At 71.8% G+C, this 18,695-nt stretch carries 17 protein-coding genes and 2 riboswitches; of the genes, 6 read left to right on the plus strand and 11 right to left on the minus strand.

Annotated features, from left to right (window positions below; genetic code table 11):
- Positions 1-113: 113 nt before the first annotated feature.
- The 10 genes from IE170_RS10630 to IE170_RS10675 all read right to left on the minus strand — a co-directional run bounded on the left by IE170_RS10630 (position 114) and on the right by IE170_RS10675 (position 10,966).
- Positions 114-968, minus strand: a complete 855-nt coding sequence (locus IE170_RS10630) for a thioesterase family protein (RefSeq protein ID WP_189809081.1) — start codon at positions 966-968, stop codon at positions 114-116.
- A 58-nt stretch (positions 969-1,026) separates the two neighbouring features.
- The gene (locus tag IE170_RS10635) at positions 1,027-1,683 is read right to left on the minus strand and encodes a trimeric intracellular cation channel family protein (protein WP_189809082.1); all 657 of its coding nucleotides are present in this window, start codon (positions 1,681-1,683) and stop codon (positions 1,027-1,029) included.
- 152 nt (positions 1,684-1,835) lie between these two features.
- Entirely contained in the window at positions 1,836-2,930 is a 1,095-nt protein-coding gene (locus IE170_RS10640) for an ABC transporter ATP-binding protein (RefSeq protein WP_189809083.1), read from the minus strand.
- 5 nt (positions 2,931-2,935) lie between these two features.
- On the minus strand, positions 2,936-3,958 hold the full coding sequence (locus IE170_RS10645; RefSeq protein WP_223857032.1) for an ABC transporter ATP-binding protein: 1,023 nt from the start codon (positions 3,956-3,958) through the stop codon (positions 2,936-2,938).
- 95 nt (positions 3,959-4,053) lie between these two features.
- Positions 4,054-5,055 (minus strand): ABC transporter permease, encoded by a 1,002-nt coding sequence (locus IE170_RS10650; RefSeq protein ID WP_189809085.1) that lies wholly within the window; start codon positions 5,053-5,055, stop codon positions 4,054-4,056.
- 139 nt (positions 5,056-5,194) lie between these two features.
- Positions 5,195-6,958: an ABC transporter substrate-binding protein gene (locus IE170_RS10655; protein WP_189809086.1), complete on the minus strand. Its 1,764-nt coding sequence runs from the start codon at positions 6,956-6,958 to the stop codon at positions 5,195-5,197.
- A 41-nt stretch (positions 6,959-6,999) separates the two neighbouring features.
- Entirely contained in the window at positions 7,000-7,992 is a 993-nt protein-coding gene (locus IE170_RS10660; RefSeq protein ID WP_189809087.1) for an ABC transporter permease, read from the minus strand.
- Between the two features lie 616 nt (positions 7,993-8,608).
- On the minus strand, positions 8,609-9,349 hold the full coding sequence (locus IE170_RS10665; RefSeq protein ID WP_125543002.1) for an enhanced serine sensitivity protein SseB C-terminal domain-containing protein: 741 nt from the start codon (positions 9,347-9,349) through the stop codon (positions 8,609-8,611).
- Positions 9,350-9,431: 82 nt separating this feature from the next.
- Complete coding sequence (locus tag IE170_RS10670; protein WP_189809088.1) at positions 9,432-10,178, minus strand: enhanced serine sensitivity protein SseB; 747 nt, start codon at positions 10,176-10,178, stop codon at positions 9,432-9,434.
- Positions 10,179-10,282: 104 nt separating this feature from the next.
- Complete coding sequence (locus tag IE170_RS10675; protein ID WP_189809254.1) at positions 10,283-10,966, minus strand: AAA family ATPase; 684 nt, start codon at positions 10,964-10,966, stop codon at positions 10,283-10,285.
- A 227-nt stretch (positions 10,967-11,193) separates the two neighbouring features.
- Positions 11,194-11,297, plus strand: a riboswitch (glycine riboswitch).
- 182 nt (positions 11,298-11,479) lie between these two features.
- On the opposite strand from IE170_RS10675, the gene gcvT reads away from it, so the two are divergent.
- The 5 genes from gcvT to IE170_RS10700 all read left to right on the plus strand — a co-directional run bounded on the left by gcvT (position 11,480) and on the right by IE170_RS10700 (position 16,726).
- The gene (gene gcvT, locus IE170_RS10680; RefSeq protein ID WP_189809089.1) at positions 11,480-12,595 is read left to right on the plus strand and encodes a glycine cleavage system aminomethyltransferase GcvT; all 1,116 of its coding nucleotides are present in this window, start codon (positions 11,480-11,482) and stop codon (positions 12,593-12,595) included.
- A gap of 109 nt (positions 12,596-12,704) precedes the next feature.
- Complete coding sequence (gene gcvH, locus IE170_RS10685; RefSeq protein ID WP_189809090.1) at positions 12,705-13,088, plus strand: glycine cleavage system protein GcvH; 384 nt, start codon at positions 12,705-12,707, stop codon at positions 13,086-13,088.
- Between the two features lie 14 nt (positions 13,089-13,102).
- Positions 13,103-14,359 (plus strand): serine hydroxymethyltransferase, encoded by a 1,257-nt coding sequence (glyA, locus tag IE170_RS10690; protein WP_189809091.1) that lies wholly within the window; start codon positions 13,103-13,105, stop codon positions 14,357-14,359.
- 291 nt (positions 14,360-14,650) lie between these two features.
- A complete protein-coding gene (locus IE170_RS10695; protein ID WP_189809092.1) occupies positions 14,651-16,033 on the plus strand; it encodes an L-serine ammonia-lyase in 1,383 nt (460 codons plus the stop codon).
- A 171-nt stretch (positions 16,034-16,204) separates the two neighbouring features.
- A complete protein-coding gene (locus IE170_RS10700) occupies positions 16,205-16,726 on the plus strand; it encodes an AMIN-like domain-containing (lipo)protein (RefSeq protein ID WP_189809093.1) in 522 nt (173 codons plus the stop codon).
- Between the two features lie 21 nt (positions 16,727-16,747).
- Here IE170_RS10700 and IE170_RS10705 read toward each other — a convergent pair whose 3' ends face one another.
- Entirely contained in the window at positions 16,748-17,479 is a 732-nt protein-coding gene (locus tag IE170_RS10705) for a flavodoxin family protein (protein ID WP_189809094.1), read from the minus strand.
- A 297-nt stretch (positions 17,480-17,776) separates the two neighbouring features.
- Positions 17,777-17,971: riboswitch (cobalamin riboswitch) on the plus strand.
- A 29-nt stretch (positions 17,972-18,000) separates the two neighbouring features.
- On the opposite strand from IE170_RS10705, the gene IE170_RS10710 reads away from it, so the two are divergent.
- Entirely contained in the window at positions 18,001-18,693 is a 693-nt protein-coding gene (locus tag IE170_RS10710) for an energy-coupling factor ABC transporter permease (RefSeq protein ID WP_189809095.1), read from the plus strand.
- The last annotated feature ends 2 nt before the right edge of the window (positions 18,694-18,695 follow it).

The following is an 18,695-nucleotide window of genomic DNA, read 5'->3' on the forward strand; positions in this document are numbered from 1 at the left end:
GGACCCACGCCGCCCCCCGCTCCGGCCCGCCGGAGGACCGGCCGCCGGACGGCGTCGGCCCCGGCCCCGTCAGCGGGGGCCGGGGCCGGGCCGTCGGGCCGTGCCGCAGCGGGTCAGCTCCGCGGGGCGCGGGCCAGCTGGCGGGACTGGGCGACCAGGCGGTCCTCGGAGTCCCAGACCTCGGCGTCCTCCTCCAGGAAGCCGCCGGCGAGGTTCCGGGTGGTGATGGAGATCCGCAGCGGGCCGGGGGCGGGGCGGCGGCGGACGTGCGCGGTCAGCTCGACCGTCGGGCTCCAGCCCATCATGCCGAGGTCGAAGCAGGTCGGCGGCAGGGCGTCGACGGCGAGGAGCAGGGACAGCGGGTCGGCGTCGCGGCCGTCGGACAGCTCGAACCAGGCCCGCATCTCGCCCTTGCCGGAAGGCGCGCCGAGCGCCCAGCCGGCGGTCGCCGGGTCCAGCCGCAGGCGGAGCCGGTCGACGATGGCGTTGCTGCCGGGGATGGGGGCCGGGCCGGCCTCCGGGCCGAGGCAGGCCTCGTACGGCGGCATCGCGGGCGGGAGGGCGGTGGTGCGGACGTCGTCCGGGAGGGCGGCGAGGTCGCCGTAGGAGGCGACGACGCGGATGCGCTCGATCTCGGCGCCGGACTCGTCGTACTGGTACAGGGAGGCCTGGCCGGTGGAGAGGGTGCGGCCGACGCGGACGACTTCGGTGCGGATGACGGCGGGGCCGGGCTCGCTGGAGGTGAGGTAGTGGGCGGAGACCGTGAAGGGGTCGGGGTGCGGGAGGGCCGCCGCCAGCGCCCTGCCGACCATGGCCAGCAGGTAGCCGCCGTTGACGGCGGTGATGATCGTCCATCCGGCCGAGAGCTCGGCGTCGTACACCCCGGGCTCGCCGGCCCGCTCGGTGATGGTCGTGTCGCGGTCGAACTCGCTGTCGCCGATGGAGGCCTGGGCTGCTGCGTATGCCATGCGATCGAGCCTACAACCGAAGGCTACTAAGCGGTAGCTTTTCAGGGTGACGCGGTGGTCACGGCTCCTCGGACACAGCGGAGCGACGGTTCCAGGCCAGCGGGGCCCGCCAGTGGAACTGCATGGCGAGCAGCCGCAGCACGAAGGTCGTGACGATGGCGGCGGCCGTGGTCAGTGCGTTCAGCGCGTCGAAGGCGATGGAGAGGGCGACCATCGCCGCGCCGACGGTCGCGGGCACCGCGTACATCTCGCGGTCGCGCAGCAGCGAGGGCACCTCGTTGACGAGGACGTCGCGCAGGACGCCGCCGCCGACGGCCGTGGCCAGCCCTAGCGCGGCCGACGCCGTCAGGCCGAGCCCGTACTCGTACGCCTTCGTCGTGCCCGTCACGCAGAACAGGGCCAGGCCCGCGGCGTCGAAGACGTTGATCGCCCGGTTGATGCGCTGCACCTCGGGGTGGAGGAAGAAGACGATGGCCGCGGCGATCAGCGGGGTGACGAAGAAGCTGAGCTCGCCGAAGGCCGCCGGCGGGACCGCGCCGATGACCAGGTCGCGGAAGAGGCCGCCGCCCAGGGCGGTCACCTCGGCGAGGACGGCGATGCCGAAGACGTCGAAGTTCTTGCGTACGGCGAGCAGGGCGCCCGCGGTGGCGAAGACGAAGATGCCCGCGAGGTCCAGGGCGTGCTGGATGCCGGGCGGGAAGAGGTCGTGGAGCACCGCCCCATTGTGCCGCCCGCCCGCGGCCGGACCGCAGGACGCCCTTCCCGTGCCCGCCGGACGGCCCCGCGGACAGGCCGGCGGCCCGGACACCGACCGCTACTCGGTGTCCGGGCCGCCGGACGAAGGTGCCCCAGAGGCGGGCCGTCTGTCTAGGGCGTCACCGCCGCCAGGGCGTCCGCCGCACCCGGCAGGGCCGGGTCGCCGGGCGCCTGGTCGGGGGCGTTCTCCGGGTGGTGGCAGGCCACTTGGTGCCCGGCGACCGGAGACGCCAGCGGCGGCTCCTTCACCGTGCAGATCTGCGTCGCCTTCCAGCAGCGGGTGTGGAAGCGGCAGCCGCTCGGCGGCGAGATCGGCGAGGGCACGTCGCCCTTGAGCAGGATGCGCCCGCTCTTCGCCCCCCGCCGGCGCGGGTCCGGCACGGGCACGGCCGACAGCAGCGCCTTGGTGTACGGGTGCATGGGGCTCTCGTACAGCGAGGTGCGGTCGGTCAGCTCCACGATCTTGCCGAGGTACATGACCGCGATGCGGTCGGACACGTGCCGGATCACCGACAGGTCGTGCGCGATGATCACGTACGTGAGGCCGAGCTCCTCCTGGAGGTCGTCCAGCAGGTTGACCACCTGCGCCTGGATCGACACGTCCAGCGCGGACACCGGCTCGTCGGCGACGACCAGCTTCGGCTTGAGCGCCAGGGCGCGGGCGATGCCGATGCGCTGGCGCTGCCCGCCGGAGAACTCGTGCGGGTAGCGGTTGTAGTGCTCCGGGTTGAGGCCGACCAGCGACAGCAGGCGCTGCACCTCCGCCTTGAGCCCGCCCTCCGGCTCGACGCCCTGGAGCCTGAACGGCGCGCTGACGATCGTGCCGACCGTGTGGCGCGGGTTCAGCGAGCCGTACGGGTCCTGGAAGATCATCTGGACGTCGCGGCGCAGCGGCCGCATCCCGGCGACCCCGAGGTGCGTGATGTCGCGGCCCTCGAACTCGACCGTGCCGCCGGTGGGCTCCAGCAGGCGGGTGATGAGCCGGCCCATCGTGGACTTGCCGCAGCCGGACTCGCCGACGACGCCGAGCGTCTCACCGCGCCGGACGTCGAAGTCGATCCCGTCGACGGCCTTGACGGCCGCGACCTGCCGGCGCAGCAGCCCCTTGTTGATGGGGAAGTGCTTGACCAGGCCGGTCACCTTCAGCAGCGGCTCTCCGGCGGCCGCCTCCGGCGCGTCCGCCGCGGCCGTGTCCTTCTTCGTCATGTCGGTCACAGCTTCGGCGCAATCTCTTCGGTCCAGATCCGGGTCCGCTCCTCCTGCGCCATGTGGCAGGCCGACCAGTGCCCGCTGCCGTCCTCGGTCAGCTCGGGCCGGCGGGTGCGGGTGATGCCGCCCTCGGGCACGTCCGCGTACGGGCAGCGCGGGTTGAACGCGCAGCCGCTCGGGATGTTGATGAGGCTGGGCGGGGAGCCCTTGACCGGGATCAGGCGCTCGGTCTGCTCGCGGTCGATGCGCGGCATGGAGCCGAGCAGCCCCCAGGTGTAGGGGTGGCGGGGCTCGTAGAAGACCTTCTCGGCGGTGCCGCGTTCGACGCAGCGGCCGCCGTACATGACGAGGATGTCGTCGGCCATCTCGGCGACCACGCCGAGGTCGTGCGTGATCATGATGACGGCGGAGCCGAACTCCCGCTGGAGGTCGCGGATCAGGTCGAGGATCTGCGCCTGCACGGTGACGTCGAGCGCGGTGGTCGGCTCGTCGGCGATGAGCAGCTCCGGGTTGTTGACCAGCGCCATCGCGATCATCGCGCGCTGGCGCATGCCGCCGGAGAACTCGTGCGGGTAGGCGTCCACGCGCCGGTGCGGCTCGGGGATGCCGACGCGGTCGAGCATCTCGACCGCCCGCTTGCGGGCGGCCTTCTTGTCGGTGTCGTGGTGCGTGAGGTACGCCTCGACGATCTGCTTGCCGACGGTGTAGTAGGGGTGCATCGCGGACAGCGGGTCCTGGAAGACCATCGCCATCTTGCGTCCGCGCAGCGTGCGCACGTGGTCGGCGTCCGCCTTGACGAGGTCCTCGCCGTCGAGGACGACCTCGCCGGAGATGTGCGGGCGGCTGCGGGCGTTGCCGGTGCGGTGCAGGCCCATGATGGCCAGCGAGGTCACCGACTTGCCGGAGCCTGACTCGCCGACGATGCCGAGCGTCTTGCCGCGCTCCAGCTCGAAGGAGAGCCCGTCGACGGACTTCACGAGGCCGTCGTCGGTCGGGAAGTGCACCTTCAGGTCGCGCACCGACAGGAAGGCGCCGCTGCGCGGGCCGGCCTGCTCGGGGACGAACGCGGGGCCGGCGGTGGTCGCGGCGGAGCCGCCGGATCCGGCGGTGGGGTTCTCGGTCACGTCAGCCTCACGCGCGGGTCGATGACGGCGTACAGCAGGTCCACGATCAGGTTGGCCATCACCACGAACAGCGCGGCGAGCAGGGTGACGCCCATGATCACGGGGAGGTCGCCCTGGCCGATGGCGGCGACGGCGGCCGTCCCGAGGCCCTGGAAGTTGAAGGTCGTCTCGGTGAGCACGGCACCGCCGAGGAGGCCGCCGAGGTCGAGGCCGAACATCGTGACGATCGGGGTGAGGGTGGAGCGCAGGGCGTGCTTGCGGATGACCACGCCCTCCTTGAGGCCCTTGGCGCGGGCGGTGCGGATGTAGTCCTCGCCGAGGACCTCCAGCATCGTGGCGCGGGTGATGCGGGCGTAGGTGGCGGCGAAGAGGAAGGCGAGGGTGATCCAGGGGAGGATCAGGGAGTTGAGCCAGGCCCCGGGGTCCTCGGTGAGCGGTTTGTAGTTGGAGACGTCGAGCCAGCCGAGGCTGTAGACGAAGATCGCGGGGGCGACCATGCCGGTGAAGAAGATCGGCAGGGAGACGCCGGCGAGGGCGCCGACCATGACGGTGCGGTCGACGGCGGTGCGGCGCTTGAGCGCCGAGACGACGCCGGTGGCCACGCCGGCGAGCACCCAGATGACGGCCGCGCCGAGCGCCAGGGAGAGGGTGACCGGCATGCGGTCGACCATGGTCTCCCAGACGGGCGCCTCGGTCTTGAACGAGTAGCCGAAGCAGGGCGCTTCGCAGTGGGTGGTCTCGGTGCCGCCGTCGTAGTCGCGGCCGACGAAGATCCCCTTGACGAAGGTCAGGTACTGCTCGGAAATGGGCTTGTCGAAGCCCATCTTCACGCGGATGCCCGCCAGGGCGGTCTCGTTGGTCTCGCGGCCGGCATACATGAGCGCCGGATCGCTGCCCGTGATCTTGGGGACCGCGAAGAAGATGCCGAAGGTGACCACGGAGACCACCAGCAGCGTGGCGGCGACGTTGAACAGCCGCCGTATGAGGTAGACGAGCACTGCAGTCGGCCGCCGGGGCGGGCGGCCGCCGCCCCTCGTGGGGACGGCAGCCGCCGCCTGCGGCCTTCACCTGCCCTTCGGACTAGCGCATGTGCGGTGAAGGCTCTTGCCTGTTGTTACGTGGCGACTCGCCCGGTGGCTACTTGCCGACGCCGATCACGGCGAGGTCGATCTTGCCCATGGAGTCGTTGAAGTAGACGTTCGTCAGACGCGGGTTGTGGTAGACGAAGGCCTTGTCGAAGTTGATGGGAAGGTAGAGCGCCTTCTCCATGACCTTCTTGTTGATGTCGGCGTAGATCGGCGCGGCGGCGTCCGGCGTCGCGGCGGCGGCCGCCTTGTCGAACAGCCCGTTGATCTCCGGGTCGTTCAGCTCCGTGTAGTTGTTGTTGCCGTTCGGCAGGATGAACGAGCCGTCGACGAGCGGCTGGAGGAAGCCCGAGCCGGAGTTGTAGTCGGCGCCCCAGCCCATGACGATGATGCCGTAGCCCTTCTTCTTCACGTTCTCGGGCGAGCCGATCGTGGAGGAGGAGAGCTTGCCGTCGTACTGGTCGATGGTGGCCTTGATGCCGACCTTGGCGAGCGAGGCCTGGAGGGACTCGGCCGTCTTCACCTCGGGGGCGCGGTTGTTGCGCACGGCGATGGTGGTCTCGAAGCCGTCGGGCTTGCCGCAGGCCTTGAGCGCCTCCTTGGCCTTGTCCTCCTGCGGCTGGCCCTTGGTCAGGCCGAAGGGGTCGTAGCCCTTGTCGGAGCCGGGGACGCCGGGCGGCAGCATGTTGGCGCCGAGGTCACCGCTGGTCGGGCCGCCGCGGGCGGTCTGCAGGGACTTCGGGTCGGCCGCGTAGATGACGGCCTTGCGGCACTCGATGTTGTCGAACGGCGCGACCGTCTGCGGGAAGGCGAAGTAGCGGATGTAGCCGGTGAAGGGGTTGTCCGCGTTCTTCTTCAGGTTCGGGTCCTTCAGGACCTTGTTCTTCGCGGCCTGCTGGAGGCCGGTGCCGTCGACCGCGAGGTCGATGTCGCCGGAGAGCAGGCGGGCGTCCATGTCGTCCGGGTTGGTCGTCACCGTGAAGGTGACCTTGTCCGGCAGGCCCGTGCGGATGGTGTCCGTCTTCGGGTCCCAGTTCTCGTTGCGGACGAAGGTGGCGCCCTTGCCGGCGGTGAAGCTCTCGACCTTGTACGGGCCGGTGGAGACCGGCTTGTTCGTGTACGTGGCGCCGGTGTCCTTGGCCATCGGGACCGGCGAGGAGGACGGCATGGCCAGCAGGTAGCTGAAGTCGGAGTTGGCGCTCGCCAGGTTGAAGACGATCGTCTTGTCGTCCGGCGTCTGGACGGACTTCAGGCCCATCTTCCCGGGGTCGGTGTCCTTGTACGGGCCGGGGTACTTCTGGCCCTGGTCCAGGATGTCCATCAGGTAGGTCGGGCCGCCGGACAGCACGTCCTGCGCGAAGACGCGCTCGATGCCGTACTTGACGTCCTTCGAGGTGATCGGCGTGCCGTCCTCGAACTTCACGCCGTCCTTCAGCTTGAGGGTGTACGTCTTGCCCTCGTTGCTGATGACCGGGAGGGCCTCCGCGAGGTCCGGGACGAGCTTCGTGCCCGCCTCGCCCGGCTTGCTGTCGTACGCGAGCAGCTGGCGGATGTAGAGGCGCTGCATGTTCCACACGAAGCCGTAGTAGGCACGCGCCGGGTCGAGGTAGTCGACGTCCTGCGGCGACCAGAGCTTGAGCTCGCCGCCCTTCTCGGTGGACGGGTTGACCACGCCGGTGGTGGCGGCGTTGAAGGCGGCGCCGCCGGCGCCCTTCGCCTCGGACTTCTTCTCGCCGTCGCCGCCGCCGCACGCGGCGGTCAGCGACAGGGCGGCGATCACGGCGGTGATCGCGAGTGCCTGCTTTCTGCGGATCACGGTGGTCCAACCTCCAGTGGTGGGTGAATCGGTGAAGCGGTTCAGCTGCCCTTGGGGTCGAGTGCGTCGCGCAGCCCGTCCCCGAAGAGGTTGAACGCCAGGACGGTGATGAAGATCGTCATGCCGGGGACCACCATGTACATGGGGTCGTCCTGGTAGATGGGGACGGCGTCGGAGAGCATCTTTCCCCAGGAGGCGGTCGGCGGCTTGACGCCGGCGCCGAGGAAGCTGAGGGCCGCTTCCGTCAGGATGTTGGTCGGGATGATCAGCGTCGCGTAGACGAGGATCGGGGCGACCAGGTTCGGCAGCAGCTCCTTGACCAGGATGTAGCCGCGGCCGGCCCCGAGGCTCCGGGCCGCCTCGACGTACTCGCGCTCGCGCAGGGAGATCGTCTGGCCGCGGACGATGCGGCCGATGTAGGGCCACCCGAAGAAGCCGATGACGACGATCAGCACGCCCATGCGGACGCCCGAACCCTCGAACCCCCAAAGGGAGTTGGGGACGACGGAGACCAGGGCGATGGTGAACAGCAGCTGCGGGAAGGCCAGCAGCAGGTCCATCGTGCGGCTGATGAGGCCGTCGACCCAGCCGCCGAGGAAGCCGGCGAGGGCGCCCAGGAAGCTGCCGATGGCGACGGAGACGAAGGCGGCGAGGAAGGCGACGACCAGGGAGATGCGGGCGCCGTAGACGATCCGGCTGAACACGTCGCGCCCGTTGGTCGGTTCGACGCCGAGCAGGTGCTCGGAGCTCATGCCGCCGAAGGAGCCGATCGGCGTGCCGAGGTCCGGGTCGATCAGGTCCTCGTGGAACTCGTTGGGCGGGTGGCCCAGCACGCTCACGATCTGCGGCGCGAACACCGCCACCAGGATCAGGAGGATCACGACCATGCCGCCGGTCAGCGCGACCTTGTCGCGCTTGAGCCGCATCCAGGCGATACGGCCGGGCGAACGGCCCTCGATGGCCTTCGCCGGGACATCGGCTACGGACACGGGTGCGGGGGTTTCCGCGCTCGTGTCATGCAGTGGTGCCGTCATCGTGGTGGGGACCCCTCTCGGCCGGCGGGTCGCCGGCCCATGCCCGCCGCTGTGGCGGCGTTGGTGCGGAGTGGCGCTGGACTGCGTCGTGGCACGCAGCAGGGGCGTGCCGGGGTGCGGGATTGCGGAAAGTGCGGGGTGTGCGGGACGCACGGGACGTGCAGCGGTGCGGGAGGTGCAGAGGTGCTGGACGTGCGGGAGGTGCTGTGCTCGGTGCGGTGCGGTGCGGAGAGCAGGGCGGAGCGCGGAGCGGTGTGGCAGGTGAGCCGGGTCCTTCCCGAGGTCCGGAGCGGCTCTTGGGTGGGGAGTCTTCATCGGCGCGTCGATCAGCCGCCAGACCCGCAGATGAATGGATGCGCAACCGTGATGTGAGGGTCCGATTCCCGTTATCCGGACTCCGCTGTCGGCTCAGCGGAGCAACACCGTCCGTTCGGTGCGCATTCGGACATGGTGCCCAACGGACCCCAGGAGCACGCCTTTTGGGTGTTCAAGAGCAGCGAAATCCGGACAAGGCGAAGGCCGCGGGGAGCGGCTGCGAAGCCGTTGCTCCCCGCGGCCCGGAGAGGTCGCGCGGCAGGTGCGTCCACGGAGCGGACGGGGCCCGTGTGGCCGGTTCTCAGTAGGCCGGGGCCTGCCCCTCGCGGTCGTAGAACGGGCGCGTCTGCGACCGGAGCCACATCGCGACGGGGTCGTGCTCGTCGGCGAGCGCCACCGTGCAGACCGGAACGCCCTCGGGCACCGCCCCCACGGACTGGCGCATCATCTCCCGTACGGACTCCAGCGCGGGCGCGGACGCGTCGTACAGGTCGAGGCCGACCGCGAGGTACGGCGAACCCAGCGCGGGCTGCACCCAGGCGCGGCGCAGCGACCGCACGGCCGGGGTGCGGTGCGCGTGCTGGGTCAGCAGCCCGTAGAACTGGGGGAGCTCCAGCGCCGGCTCGGACAGCCGCAGCGGGCCGGCCGGCATCCGGTCCAGCCCGGTGGCGATGCGGCGCAGGTCGGCCCAGGGGATGCCGAGGCCGCCGCCCTGGGCGTGGGGGTTGAGCCAGAGCCCCCACCGGTCGGGGTAGAGGGCGCGGGCGATGTCCCGGCCGGTGACGACCTCGTAGCCCCGGTTCCAGCCGCTGGCGGCCAGTTCCTGGGGCGAGGTGACGCACGGGGCGTAGCCGAGGCCCTCCAGCTCCATGCCGCCGTACTGGGCGTCCGGGGAGCCCGGGGAGCCCTGCCAGAGCAGCATCCACAGCCGGCCCTCGGCGAGGGCGTGCAGAAGTGACTCGTAGCTCTCGTAGCGCCCGGGAGTCACTTGGCGCATCACGTGCTCGACCTGCCCGGCCGCGGCCGTGCCTGACGCACTCACCGGTACCCCTCCTCGTCCGCCCGCGTAGACCCGCTGTCCAGGCCACTCGTGCGGCCAGGAGATGTCACCAGCTTAAGCGGCGCTAGGGGACGTAGAAGGGGCGTACGCGCGTAACGATGTGGTCGGCGACCGGGTCGCCGGCGGCCTCGGGGGCGTCGAGCAGCACCAACTGGACGGGCCAGGGCGCCGGGACGCGGCCCAGGGCACGGCCGAGGGCCTCCAGGGGGAGGTCCCGCAGGGCCGGATCCGCCCCGGTGAGCCGGACCCCGATGTAGAGCTCGGGCGCGCCGCCCTCGACACTGGCCAGGCAGCGGTACGCGGCGGCGACGGCGCCGGTGGCGCGGAACTCCTCCGAGGCCGCGGACAGGAGGTCCACCGGGTCCTCCTGCCAGTCGGGCTCGTAGAGGCGGACGCGGGCGCCGGAGGCGGCCCCGTCGAGCTCGGTGCGGCCGGCGCGGCAGAGGGCGGCGACGGCGGGCGGGGGCAGGGGGACGCCGACGGCGCCCTCCGGGTTGACGGCGATGCCGAGTTGCGGGGGCAGGCCGCGGGCGAACTCGACGGCGGGCGCGACCGCGAAGTCCATGGCGGTGCCCGCGCAGGCGCGGAACTGCGAGGCGGAGCTGTAGACGGGGACGTACGCCGCCCCGCCGATGTCCATGGTGGGCAGCGTGAGGGAGGCGCTGTCGGGGCCGCCTCCGGCGGGCAGCGGCACCCAGACGGAGCTGCGGCCGAGGACCTCGATGATCCGCGGGCCCGCGTCCGGCGCGCCGAGGGCGGCGCCGAGCACCTGCTCCAACTCGTTCTCCGGCCAGCCGCCGTCCCCGCCCATGTCCGCCTCCGCTCGTCGCGCCGTGTTCCGCGCCCGAGGGTAGCCGCCCGCGGGGACACCCGCGGCCCGGGCCCCCGCGGCCGGGCAGGCAACCGGCCAGGCGGTCAGGCGGCCGGTCGGGCGGCGGGGGGCGCCGGCCGGAAGGAAATGCGGGACAGCCGGGCGGCCGCGGGGCGGTCCAGCAGGACCACCGAGGCACAGCCGGCGGGCAGCGGGCCGCTTTCCGCGGCCCTGAGCAGGCGGTCGACGGCGGCCCGGTGGCGGGAGAAGGCGTACGCCGACACGCCGCGGCCGCGCGCCCGCTGCCCGGCCAGGGCCTCCTGCGGGGTGGCCACGAGGAGCACCAGGTGCAGGGCCCGGCCGCGGCGCCGCGCGGCCGCGGCGAGCAGTCCGCGCACCCAGGCCTGCGTCCCGCAGTCGTGGACGACGACGGAGGCTCCGGAGCGCAGGGCCCGCCACATCCCCCAGTAGTGGGCGATCCGCACCAGCGGCCGGTAGGCGACGTACGGCAGGGCCCTGGGCATGCGGCGCTCCCAGCGCTCGCGCACGTCCTGCGAGTCGATGCCGCGGCCCTCGGCGGCGCGCTTGATCAGCGTGCTCTTCCCGCCGCCTGGCAGGCCCGAGACGACGACGACGTCCCCCTCGGCGAAGCCGAGCCGCTCGGGGCCCCTCCCTCCGGTGCCGCGCAGGTCGCGCACGGACCCGCGGCACGCTCCCGCCGCCGGCCGGGCCGGCACCCCCTCCGCCGTACCCGCCGTGGCCAGCACTCCGAATCTCCGCACACCGATCGCCTCCCCCGCACGGGTCACCGGGACCCATTCCCACCCAATGTAAAGGGACGGTAATACGGCGTCCCGGGTTTGCGTCGGCGCGTCCGCCCGGCGGACGCGCCGCCCCGCCCGGCCCCGTCCCCTCCGGCTTTGGCGGATGAAACGGTCTTTCGGGCCCGCCCACCCGTTCTCCGGCACCTCGTGCAATGATGTGCGCCATCTGGACCAACTGCATACCGGCCGCTTGAATCCGCGCGGGAGAGTCCCGGCAGGCCGCGAGGCCGTGTCCGGGCGCCGAAGGAGCAAGTACCTCCCTTGAATCTCTCAGGCCCCGTACCGCGTGGATGAGGCAGATCTGAAAAGCGAGCCGCGCCCCGCCCGTCCGCCGCGACGGAGCCGGGGGGTGCTCCACCCAAGGTGCAAGTCGGTGATCCCGCTCCCGGGAACTCTCGGCGAACCTCTCAGGTTCCGATGACAGATGGGGAGGAACGTCCTCGTCATGTCATGCCCTGGGACCCGGGAGCCACACCCATGAGCAACGCCCCCCGCCTGACCGCGCTCGATGCGCTGCACCGCTCGCTCGGTGCGACCATGACCGACTTCGCCGGCTGGGACATGCCCCTGCGGTACGGCAGCGAGCGCGACGAGCACAACGCCGTGCGCACGAAGGCCGGCCTGTTCGACCTCTCCCACATGGGCGAGATCACCCTGACCGGGCCGGAGGCCGTCAAGGCCCTCGACTACGCCCTGGTGGGCAACATCTCCACCGTCGGGGTCGGCCGCGCCCGCTACACGCACATCTGCCGGGAGGACGGCGGAATCCTCGACGACCTGATCGTCTACCGCCTCGGCGAGACCGAGTACATGGTCGTCGCCAACGCCTCGAACGCCCAGGTCGTGCTGGACGCCCTCACCGAGCGCGCGGGCGGCTTCGACACCGAGGTCCGCGACGACCGCGACGCGTACGCGCTGATCGCGGTGCAGGGTCCGGAGTCCCCCGCCATCCTGGCGTCGCTGACCGACGCCGACCTGGACGGCCTGAAGTACTACGCGGGCCTGCCGGGCACGGTCGCGGGCGTCCCCGCGCTGATCGCCCGCACCGGCTACACCGGCGAGGACGGCTTCGAGCTCTTCGTCTCCCCCGGGCACGCCGTGGAGCTGTGGCAGGCGCTGAGCAAGGCCGGCGAGGGCCGCGGCCTGGTGCCGTGCGGGCTGTCCTGCCGCGACACGCTGCGCCTGGAGGCGGGCATGCCGCTGTACGGGCACGAGCTGACCACCTCCCTGACCCCGTTCGACGCGGGCCTGGGGCGGGTCGTGAAGTTCGAGAAGGAGGGCGACTTCGTGGGCCGCGCCGCCCTGGAGGCCGCCGCCGAGCGCTCCGCGTCGAACCCGCCGCGCAAGCTGGTCGGCCTGGTCGCCGAGGGCCGCCGGGTCCCGCGCGCCGGCTTCCCCGTCGTGGCCGGCGGCCAGGTGGTCGGCGAGGTCACCTCCGGCGCCCCGTCCCCGACCCTCGGCAAGCCGATCGCGATGGCGTACGTCGACGCGGCACACGCCGAGCCGGGCACCTCCGGCGTCGGCGTCGACATCCGCGGTACCCATGAGCCGTACGAGGTCGTCGCCCTGCCCTTCTACAAGCGGCAGAAGTAGACCCCGGACGCGTCGGCACGTCCGCACGCTCCCGCCTGCCGGGCCGAGCCGTCTCGACAGGCAAGACAACCGTTCGTTCGCACTCCCCCGCATCCAGGAGAATCAGGCCATGAGCAACCCCCAGCAGCTGCGTTACAGCAAGGAGCACGAGTGGCTGTCGGCCGCCGAGGACGGCGTCGCGACGGTCGGCATCACCGCGTTCGCGGCCAACGCGCTCGGTGACGTCGTCTACGCCCAGCTCCCCGCCGTCGGCGACACCGTGACCGCGGGCGAGACCTGCGGCGAGCTGGAGTCGACCAAGTCGGTCAGCGACCTGTACTCCCCCGTCACGGGCGAGGTCGTCGAGGCCAACCAGGACGTCGTGGACGACCCGGCGCTCGTGAACAGCGCCCCCTTCGAGGGCGGGTGGCTCTTCAAGGTGCGCGTGTCGGAGGAGCCGGAGGACCTGCTCTCCGCCGCCGAGTACGAGCAGCTCACCCTTTCCGGCAACTGAACCAGGGACCGATGATGTCCGTTCTGAACACCCCTCTCCACGAGCTCGACCCCGACGTCGCCGCCGCCGTCGACGCCGAGCTCGCGCGCCAGCAGTCCACCCTGGAGATGATCGCGTCGGAGAACTTCGCTCCGGTCGCCGTCATGGAGGCCCAGGGCTCGGTCCTGACCAACAAGTACGCCGAGGGCTACCCGGGCCGCCGCTACTACGGCGGCTGCGAGCACGTCGACGTCGTCGAGCAGATCGCCATCGACCGGATCAAGGCGCTCTTCGGCGCCGAGGCCGCGAACGTCCAGCCGCACTCCGGTGCGCAGGCGAACGCCGCCGCGATGTTCGCGCTGCTGAAGCCGGGCGACACGATCATGGGCCTGAACCTGGCCCACGGCGGTCACCTGACCCACGGCATGAAGATCAACTTCTCCGGCAAGCTCTACAACGTGGTCCCGTACCACGTCGGCGAGGACGGCCAGGTCGACATGGCCGAGGTCGAGCGCCTCGCCAAGGAGTCCAAGCCGCAGCTGATCGTCGCCGGCTGGTCCGCCTACCCGCGCCGGCTGGACTTCGCCGCCTTCCGCCGCATCGCGGACGAGGTCGGCGCGTACCTGATGGTCGACATGGCGCACTTCGCGGGCCTGGTCGCCGCGGGCCTGCACCCGAACCCGGTGCCGCACGCCCACGTCGTCACCACCACCACGCACAAGACCCTCGGCGGTCCGCGCGGCGGTGTCATCCTGTCGACGCAGGAGCTCGCCAAGAAGATCAACTCCGCGGTCTTCCCCGGCCAGCAGGGCGGCCCGCTGGAGCACGTGATCGCCGCCAAGGCGGTCTCCTTCAAGGTGGCGGCCTCGCCCGAGTTCAAGGAGCGCCAGGAGCGCACCCTGGCCGGCGCGAAGATCATCGCCGAGCGCCTCGTGCAGGACGACGTCAAGGCCGTCGGCGTGGACGTCCTCTCCGGCGGCACCGACGTGCACCTGGTCCTGGTGGACCTGCGCAACTCGGAGCTGGACGGCCAGCAGGCCGAGGACCGCCTCCACGAGATCGGCATCACCGTCAACCGCAACGCCATCCCGAACGACCCGCGGCCCCCGATGGTCACCTCGGGCCTGCGGATCGGCACGCCGGCCCTGGCCACCCGCGGTTTCGGCGCCGAGGACTTCACCGAGGTCGCCGACATCATCGCCGAGGCCCTGAAGCCGTCCTACGACGGCGAGGCCCTCAAGGCGCGCGTCTCGGCGCTCGCCGCGAAGCACCCGCTGTACCCGTCGCTGTAAGGCCGCGGCTCGGAGGGCCCGGCCTTGTGTCCCACAGGGCCGGGCCTTTTCCATGGCCGGGGCCGGCGGCGCGGCGCGCCACCGGCCCGCAAGCCGCCGTACAGGCCGGCGTCACCGGCCGCCTCACGAACTGACGTACGCTGATTAACCGGGCAAGGGCGCCCACGAGGCGATCTTTCCCTGCAATCCCTGCAAAGTCCGCCCCCTCCGTCGGCCGCCTCGCCCCCGCTGCGAGAGCGACTCGGCGGTTCGTTCCCCGCCACCGCGGGGGTGACCCGGGAGTCCGCCACCGTGGCCATTTCCGTCTTCGATCTCTTCTCGATCGGCATCGGTCCGTCCAGCTCGCACACCGTCGGCCCGATGCGCGCCGCCCGCATGTTCGTCAACCGGCTGAAGAAGGACGGCCTGCTCGCCCAGACCGCCTCCGTCCGCGCGGAGCTGTACGGCTCGCTCGGCGCGACCGGCCACGGCCACGGCACGCCCAAGGCGGTGCTGCTGGGCCTGGAGGGCCACTCCCCGCGGACCGTGGACGTCGAGACCGCCGACGACGAGGTGGAGCGCATCCGCAGCACGGGCCGGCTGCGCCTGCTGGGCACGGAGATAGGGAGCGCCCACGAGATCGCCTTCGACGAGCCGAACCAGCTCATCCTGCACCGCCGCCGGTCCCTGCCGTACCACGCGAACGGCATGACCCTCTTCGCGTACGACGCCGCCGGCGCCCCGCTGCTGGAGAAGACCTACTACTCGGTCGGCGGCGGCTTCGTCGTCGACGAGGACGCGGTCGGCGAGGACCGGATCAAGCTCGACGACACCGTGCTGAGGTACCCCTTCCGCTCGGGCGACGAGATGCTGCGCCTGGCGAAGGAGACCGGCCTGTCGATCTCCTCGCTGATGCTGGAGAACGAGAAGGCCTGGCGCACGGAGGAGGAGATCCGCGAGGGCCTCCTGGAGATCTGGCGGGTCATGCAGGCCTGCGTGGCCCGCGGCATGTCCCGCGAGGGCATCCTCCCCGGCGGCCTGCGCGTCAAGCGCCGCGCCGCGGCCACGGCGCGCCAGCTGCGCACCGAGGGCGACCCGATGATGCACCGCAGCGAGTGGACGACGATCTACGCGATGGCGGTCAACGAGGAGAACGCGGCGGGCGGCCGCGTCGTGACGGCCCCCACGAACGGCGCGGCGGGCGTCCTTCCGGCCGTCCTGCACTACTACGTGAACTTCGTGCCCGGCGCGGACGAGGACGGCGTGGTCCGCTTCCTCCTCGCCGCGGGCGCGATCGGCATGCTGTTCAAGGAGAACGCCTCGATCTCCGGCGCCGAGGTCGGCTGCCAGGGCGAGGTCGGCTCGGCCTGCTCGATGGCGGCCGGAGCGCTCGCGGAGGTCCTGGGCGGCACCCCGGAGCAGGTGGAGAACGCGGCCGAGATCGGCATGGAGCACAATCTGGGCCTGACCTGCGACCCGGTCGGCGGCCTGGTGCAGATCCCGTGCATCGAGCGCAACGGCATGGCGGCGGTCAAGGCCGTCACGGCGGCGAAGATGGCGATGCGCGGCGACGGCTCGCACAAGGTCTCCCTCGACAAGGTCATCAAGACCATGAAGGAGACCGGCGCCGACATGAAGATCAAGTACAAGGAGACGGCGCGCGGCGGCCTCGCCGTCAACGTCATCGAGTGCTGACCCCGGCCGGCTGAGCCGGGCGGACGCGGACAGAAGGGGCGGACTGGCGGACCTCGCCAACTTCACCCCTTCTGTCCAATTTTTTGATGTTTTGCTGCAACCATGGGTCTGCACGGCGTGTCTTCAGGAGCGACAACCTGTCCCCGTCTCTCGAAGAACAGGGGGGACGCCATGAAACACCTCCGCCGCCGGCGGACCGCGGCTCTGGCCACCGGAGTCCTGCTCACCGCCGCCACCGCCCTCGCCGCACCGGCCTCCACGGCCGCGGCCCCCGCCGGCCGGGCCCCGGCCACCCCGCTCGTCGTGGGCGCCCGCTGGGCCGGGCACTGCACGTACGACCGGATCGTCATCGACCTGAAGGGGTACGTGCCCGACGCGGACGTCACCCGCGTCCCCGCACTCCACCAGGACGGCTCGGGGGCGCCCGTCCCGCTCGCAGGGAAGCACTTCCTGCAGATCCGGCTGCACCCCGCCGCGGCGCACCTGCGCTCCGGCGAGGGGACCTACCGCGGGCCCAAGCTGGTCCGGACGGACCTGCCCGCCCTCAAGGGGCTCGCCATGACCGGCGACTTCGAGGGGTACGTCACCTTCGGCGCCGCCTTCGACAGCAGGCCCTCGTACAAGACGTTCACGCTCCGCTCGCCCGACCGGTTCGTGATCGACATCGCGCACCGGAGCGTGTGCTGCGGCTGACCGGCACCGGCCGGGCCGCAGCTAGCGGTGTTCCGGGTTGGGGAAGTCGAAGCGGCAGCCGGCGTCCCACAGCGAGCGCTGGTTGCCGTGGGCCGGGATGCCGCCGGAGCGCTTGAGCAGCGCCGCGAGGTGCATGAGGTTCCACGACATGAAGGCGGTGTTGCGGTTGGTGAAGTCGTTCTCGGGGCCGCCCGATCCCGGATCCAGGTAGGAGGGACCGGGCCCGGCCTCGCCGATCCATCCGGCATCGGCCTGCGGCGGGATCGCGTAGCCGAGGTGCTGGAGGCTGTAGAGGATGTTCATCGCGCAGTGCTTGACGCCGTCCTCGTTGCCGGTGACGAGCGCCCCGCCGACCCGCCCGTAGTAGGCGTACTGGCCGTGCTCGTTCAGCAGGGAGGAGCAGGCGTAGAGGCGCTCGACGACCTGCTTCATGACGGAGCTGTTGTCGCCGAGCCAGATGGGCCCGCACAGCACGAGGATGTCCGCGTCCATGACCCGGCTGTACAGGACGGGCCACTGGTCCGTCTCCCAGCCGTGCTCGGTCATGTCCGGCCAGACGCCGGTGGCGATGTCGTGGTCGACGGCGCGGACGACCGAGGTGCGGGCGCCGGCGGACTCCATGACGGCGCGGCTGCGGTCGATGAGGCCCTCGGTGTTGCTGGTCTCCGGCGAACGCTTGAGCGTGCAGTTGACGAAGAGGGCGGTGAGTTCGGAGTAGTCGTACGGGTTCGCGGTGTCGGGTTCGGCGGCCACGGCTCCACCCTGCGCGGCCCCGTCGCGGACCCGCCAGCGGACGGCGGCCGTTCGGGGGGCGGGCCCGTTTCGCGGCTCCGGCGCACGCCGGTGGGAGCACGGGGGCGGAATCACGCCGGGCCGCGCGCCGGGTCCCGTCCGGCAGCCCGCATGGCCGCCATCGGGGCGGGAACACGCGGCAAAACAGCCGCTCTGCCGCCGCCCGGAGAGCGCGTACGGAGCCGGGCGGCCCGAAAGCGGAATCCCGATCGGGCGTGCGCTCGCCCACACCGGCTTGTTCCGGGTCCGTGCGGGCCATTAGGGTCAGCGGGCCTTGGTGTTCGGGAAACCGGTGGAAGACCGGTGCGGCCCTCGCCACTGTGAACGGGAAGTCCGGCTCCACTCCTGCGGGAAGCCACTGGGCGGCGCGGGGTGATCCGCACCGCCCGGGAAGGCGGAGCCAGGGCGGCAGCACCCGTGAGCCAGGAGACCGGCCGGGGCGCGTTGTCCATCCACGAGGTGCTGGAGAGGTCTCCTTACACATGCACATAGCCGAGGGGTTTCTGCCCCCGCTGCACGCGGCCGCCTGGGGCGCCGCGTCCGCTCCCTTCGTCGTCCACGGCGTCCGCGCACTCACCCGCGAGGTGAAGGAGAACCCCGAGAGCACCCTGCTCCTGGGCGCGTCCGGAGCCTTCACCTTCGTCCTTTCCGCCCTGAAGATCCCCTCCGTGACGGGCAGTTGCTCGCACCCGACGGGGACCGGGCTCGGGGCGATCCTGTTCCGGCCGCCGATCATGGCGGTGCTCGGCACGATCACCCTGCTCTTCCAGGCGCTGCTGCTCGCGCACGGCGGCCTGACCACCCTCGGCGCCAACGTCTTCTCCATGGCGATCGCCGGGCCGTGGGCGGGCTTCGGGGTCTACCTGCTGCTGCGGCGGTTCGGCGCCCCGCTGATGGTGGCCGTGTTCTTCGGCGCCTTCTCCGCGGACCTGGTCACCTACTGCGTCACCTCCGTGCAACTGGCGCTCGCCTTCCCCGACCCCGGCAGCGGTGTCGCCGGCGCCCTCGCGAAGTTCGGCGGCATCTTCGCCGTCACCCAGATCCCGCTCGCCGTCAGCGAGGGCCTGCTGACGGTGCTGGTGATGCGGCTGCTGATGCAGTCCAGCAAGTCCGACCTGGTCCGGCTGGGCGTCGCCAAGCTCGCGGGCCGCTCCGACCGGAAGGCGGCGGCGTGATG

This window comes from Streptomyces toxytricini, assembly GCF_014649915.1.
GTDB lineage: Bacteria > Actinomycetota > Actinomycetes > Streptomycetales > Streptomycetaceae > Streptomyces > Streptomyces toxytricini.

Excerpts from the sequence above, each read along its gene's own strand:
- IE170_RS10640 (WP_189809083.1), bottom strand. The coding sequence starts at position 2,930 with ATGACGAAGAAGGACACGGCCGCGGCGGACGCGCCGGAGGCGGCCGCC.
- gcvH (WP_189809090.1), top strand. The coding sequence starts at position 12,705 with ATGAGCAACCCCCAGCAGCTGCGTTACAGCAAGGAGCACGAGTGGCTG.
- glyA (WP_189809091.1), top strand. The coding sequence starts at position 13,103 with ATGTCCGTTCTGAACACCCCTCTCCACGAGCTCGACCCCGACGTCGCC.
- IE170_RS10710 (WP_189809095.1), top strand. The coding sequence starts at position 18,001 with ATGCACATAGCCGAGGGGTTTCTGCCCCCGCTGCACGCGGCCGCCTGG.
- IE170_RS10700 (WP_189809093.1), top strand. The coding sequence starts at position 16,205 with ATGAAACACCTCCGCCGCCGGCGGACCGCGGCTCTGGCCACCGGAGTC.
- IE170_RS10670 (WP_189809088.1), bottom strand. The coding sequence starts at position 10,178 with ATGGGCGGGGACGGCGGCTGGCCGGAGAACGAGTTGGAGCAGGTGCTC.
- IE170_RS10660 (WP_189809087.1), bottom strand. The coding sequence starts at position 7,992 with ATGACGGCACCACTGCATGACACGAGCGCGGAAACCCCCGCACCCGTG.
- IE170_RS10630 (WP_189809081.1), bottom strand. The coding sequence starts at position 968 with ATGGCATACGCAGCAGCCCAGGCCTCCATCGGCGACAGCGAGTTCGAC.
- gcvT (WP_189809089.1), top strand. The coding sequence starts at position 11,480 with ATGAGCAACGCCCCCCGCCTGACCGCGCTCGATGCGCTGCACCGCTCG.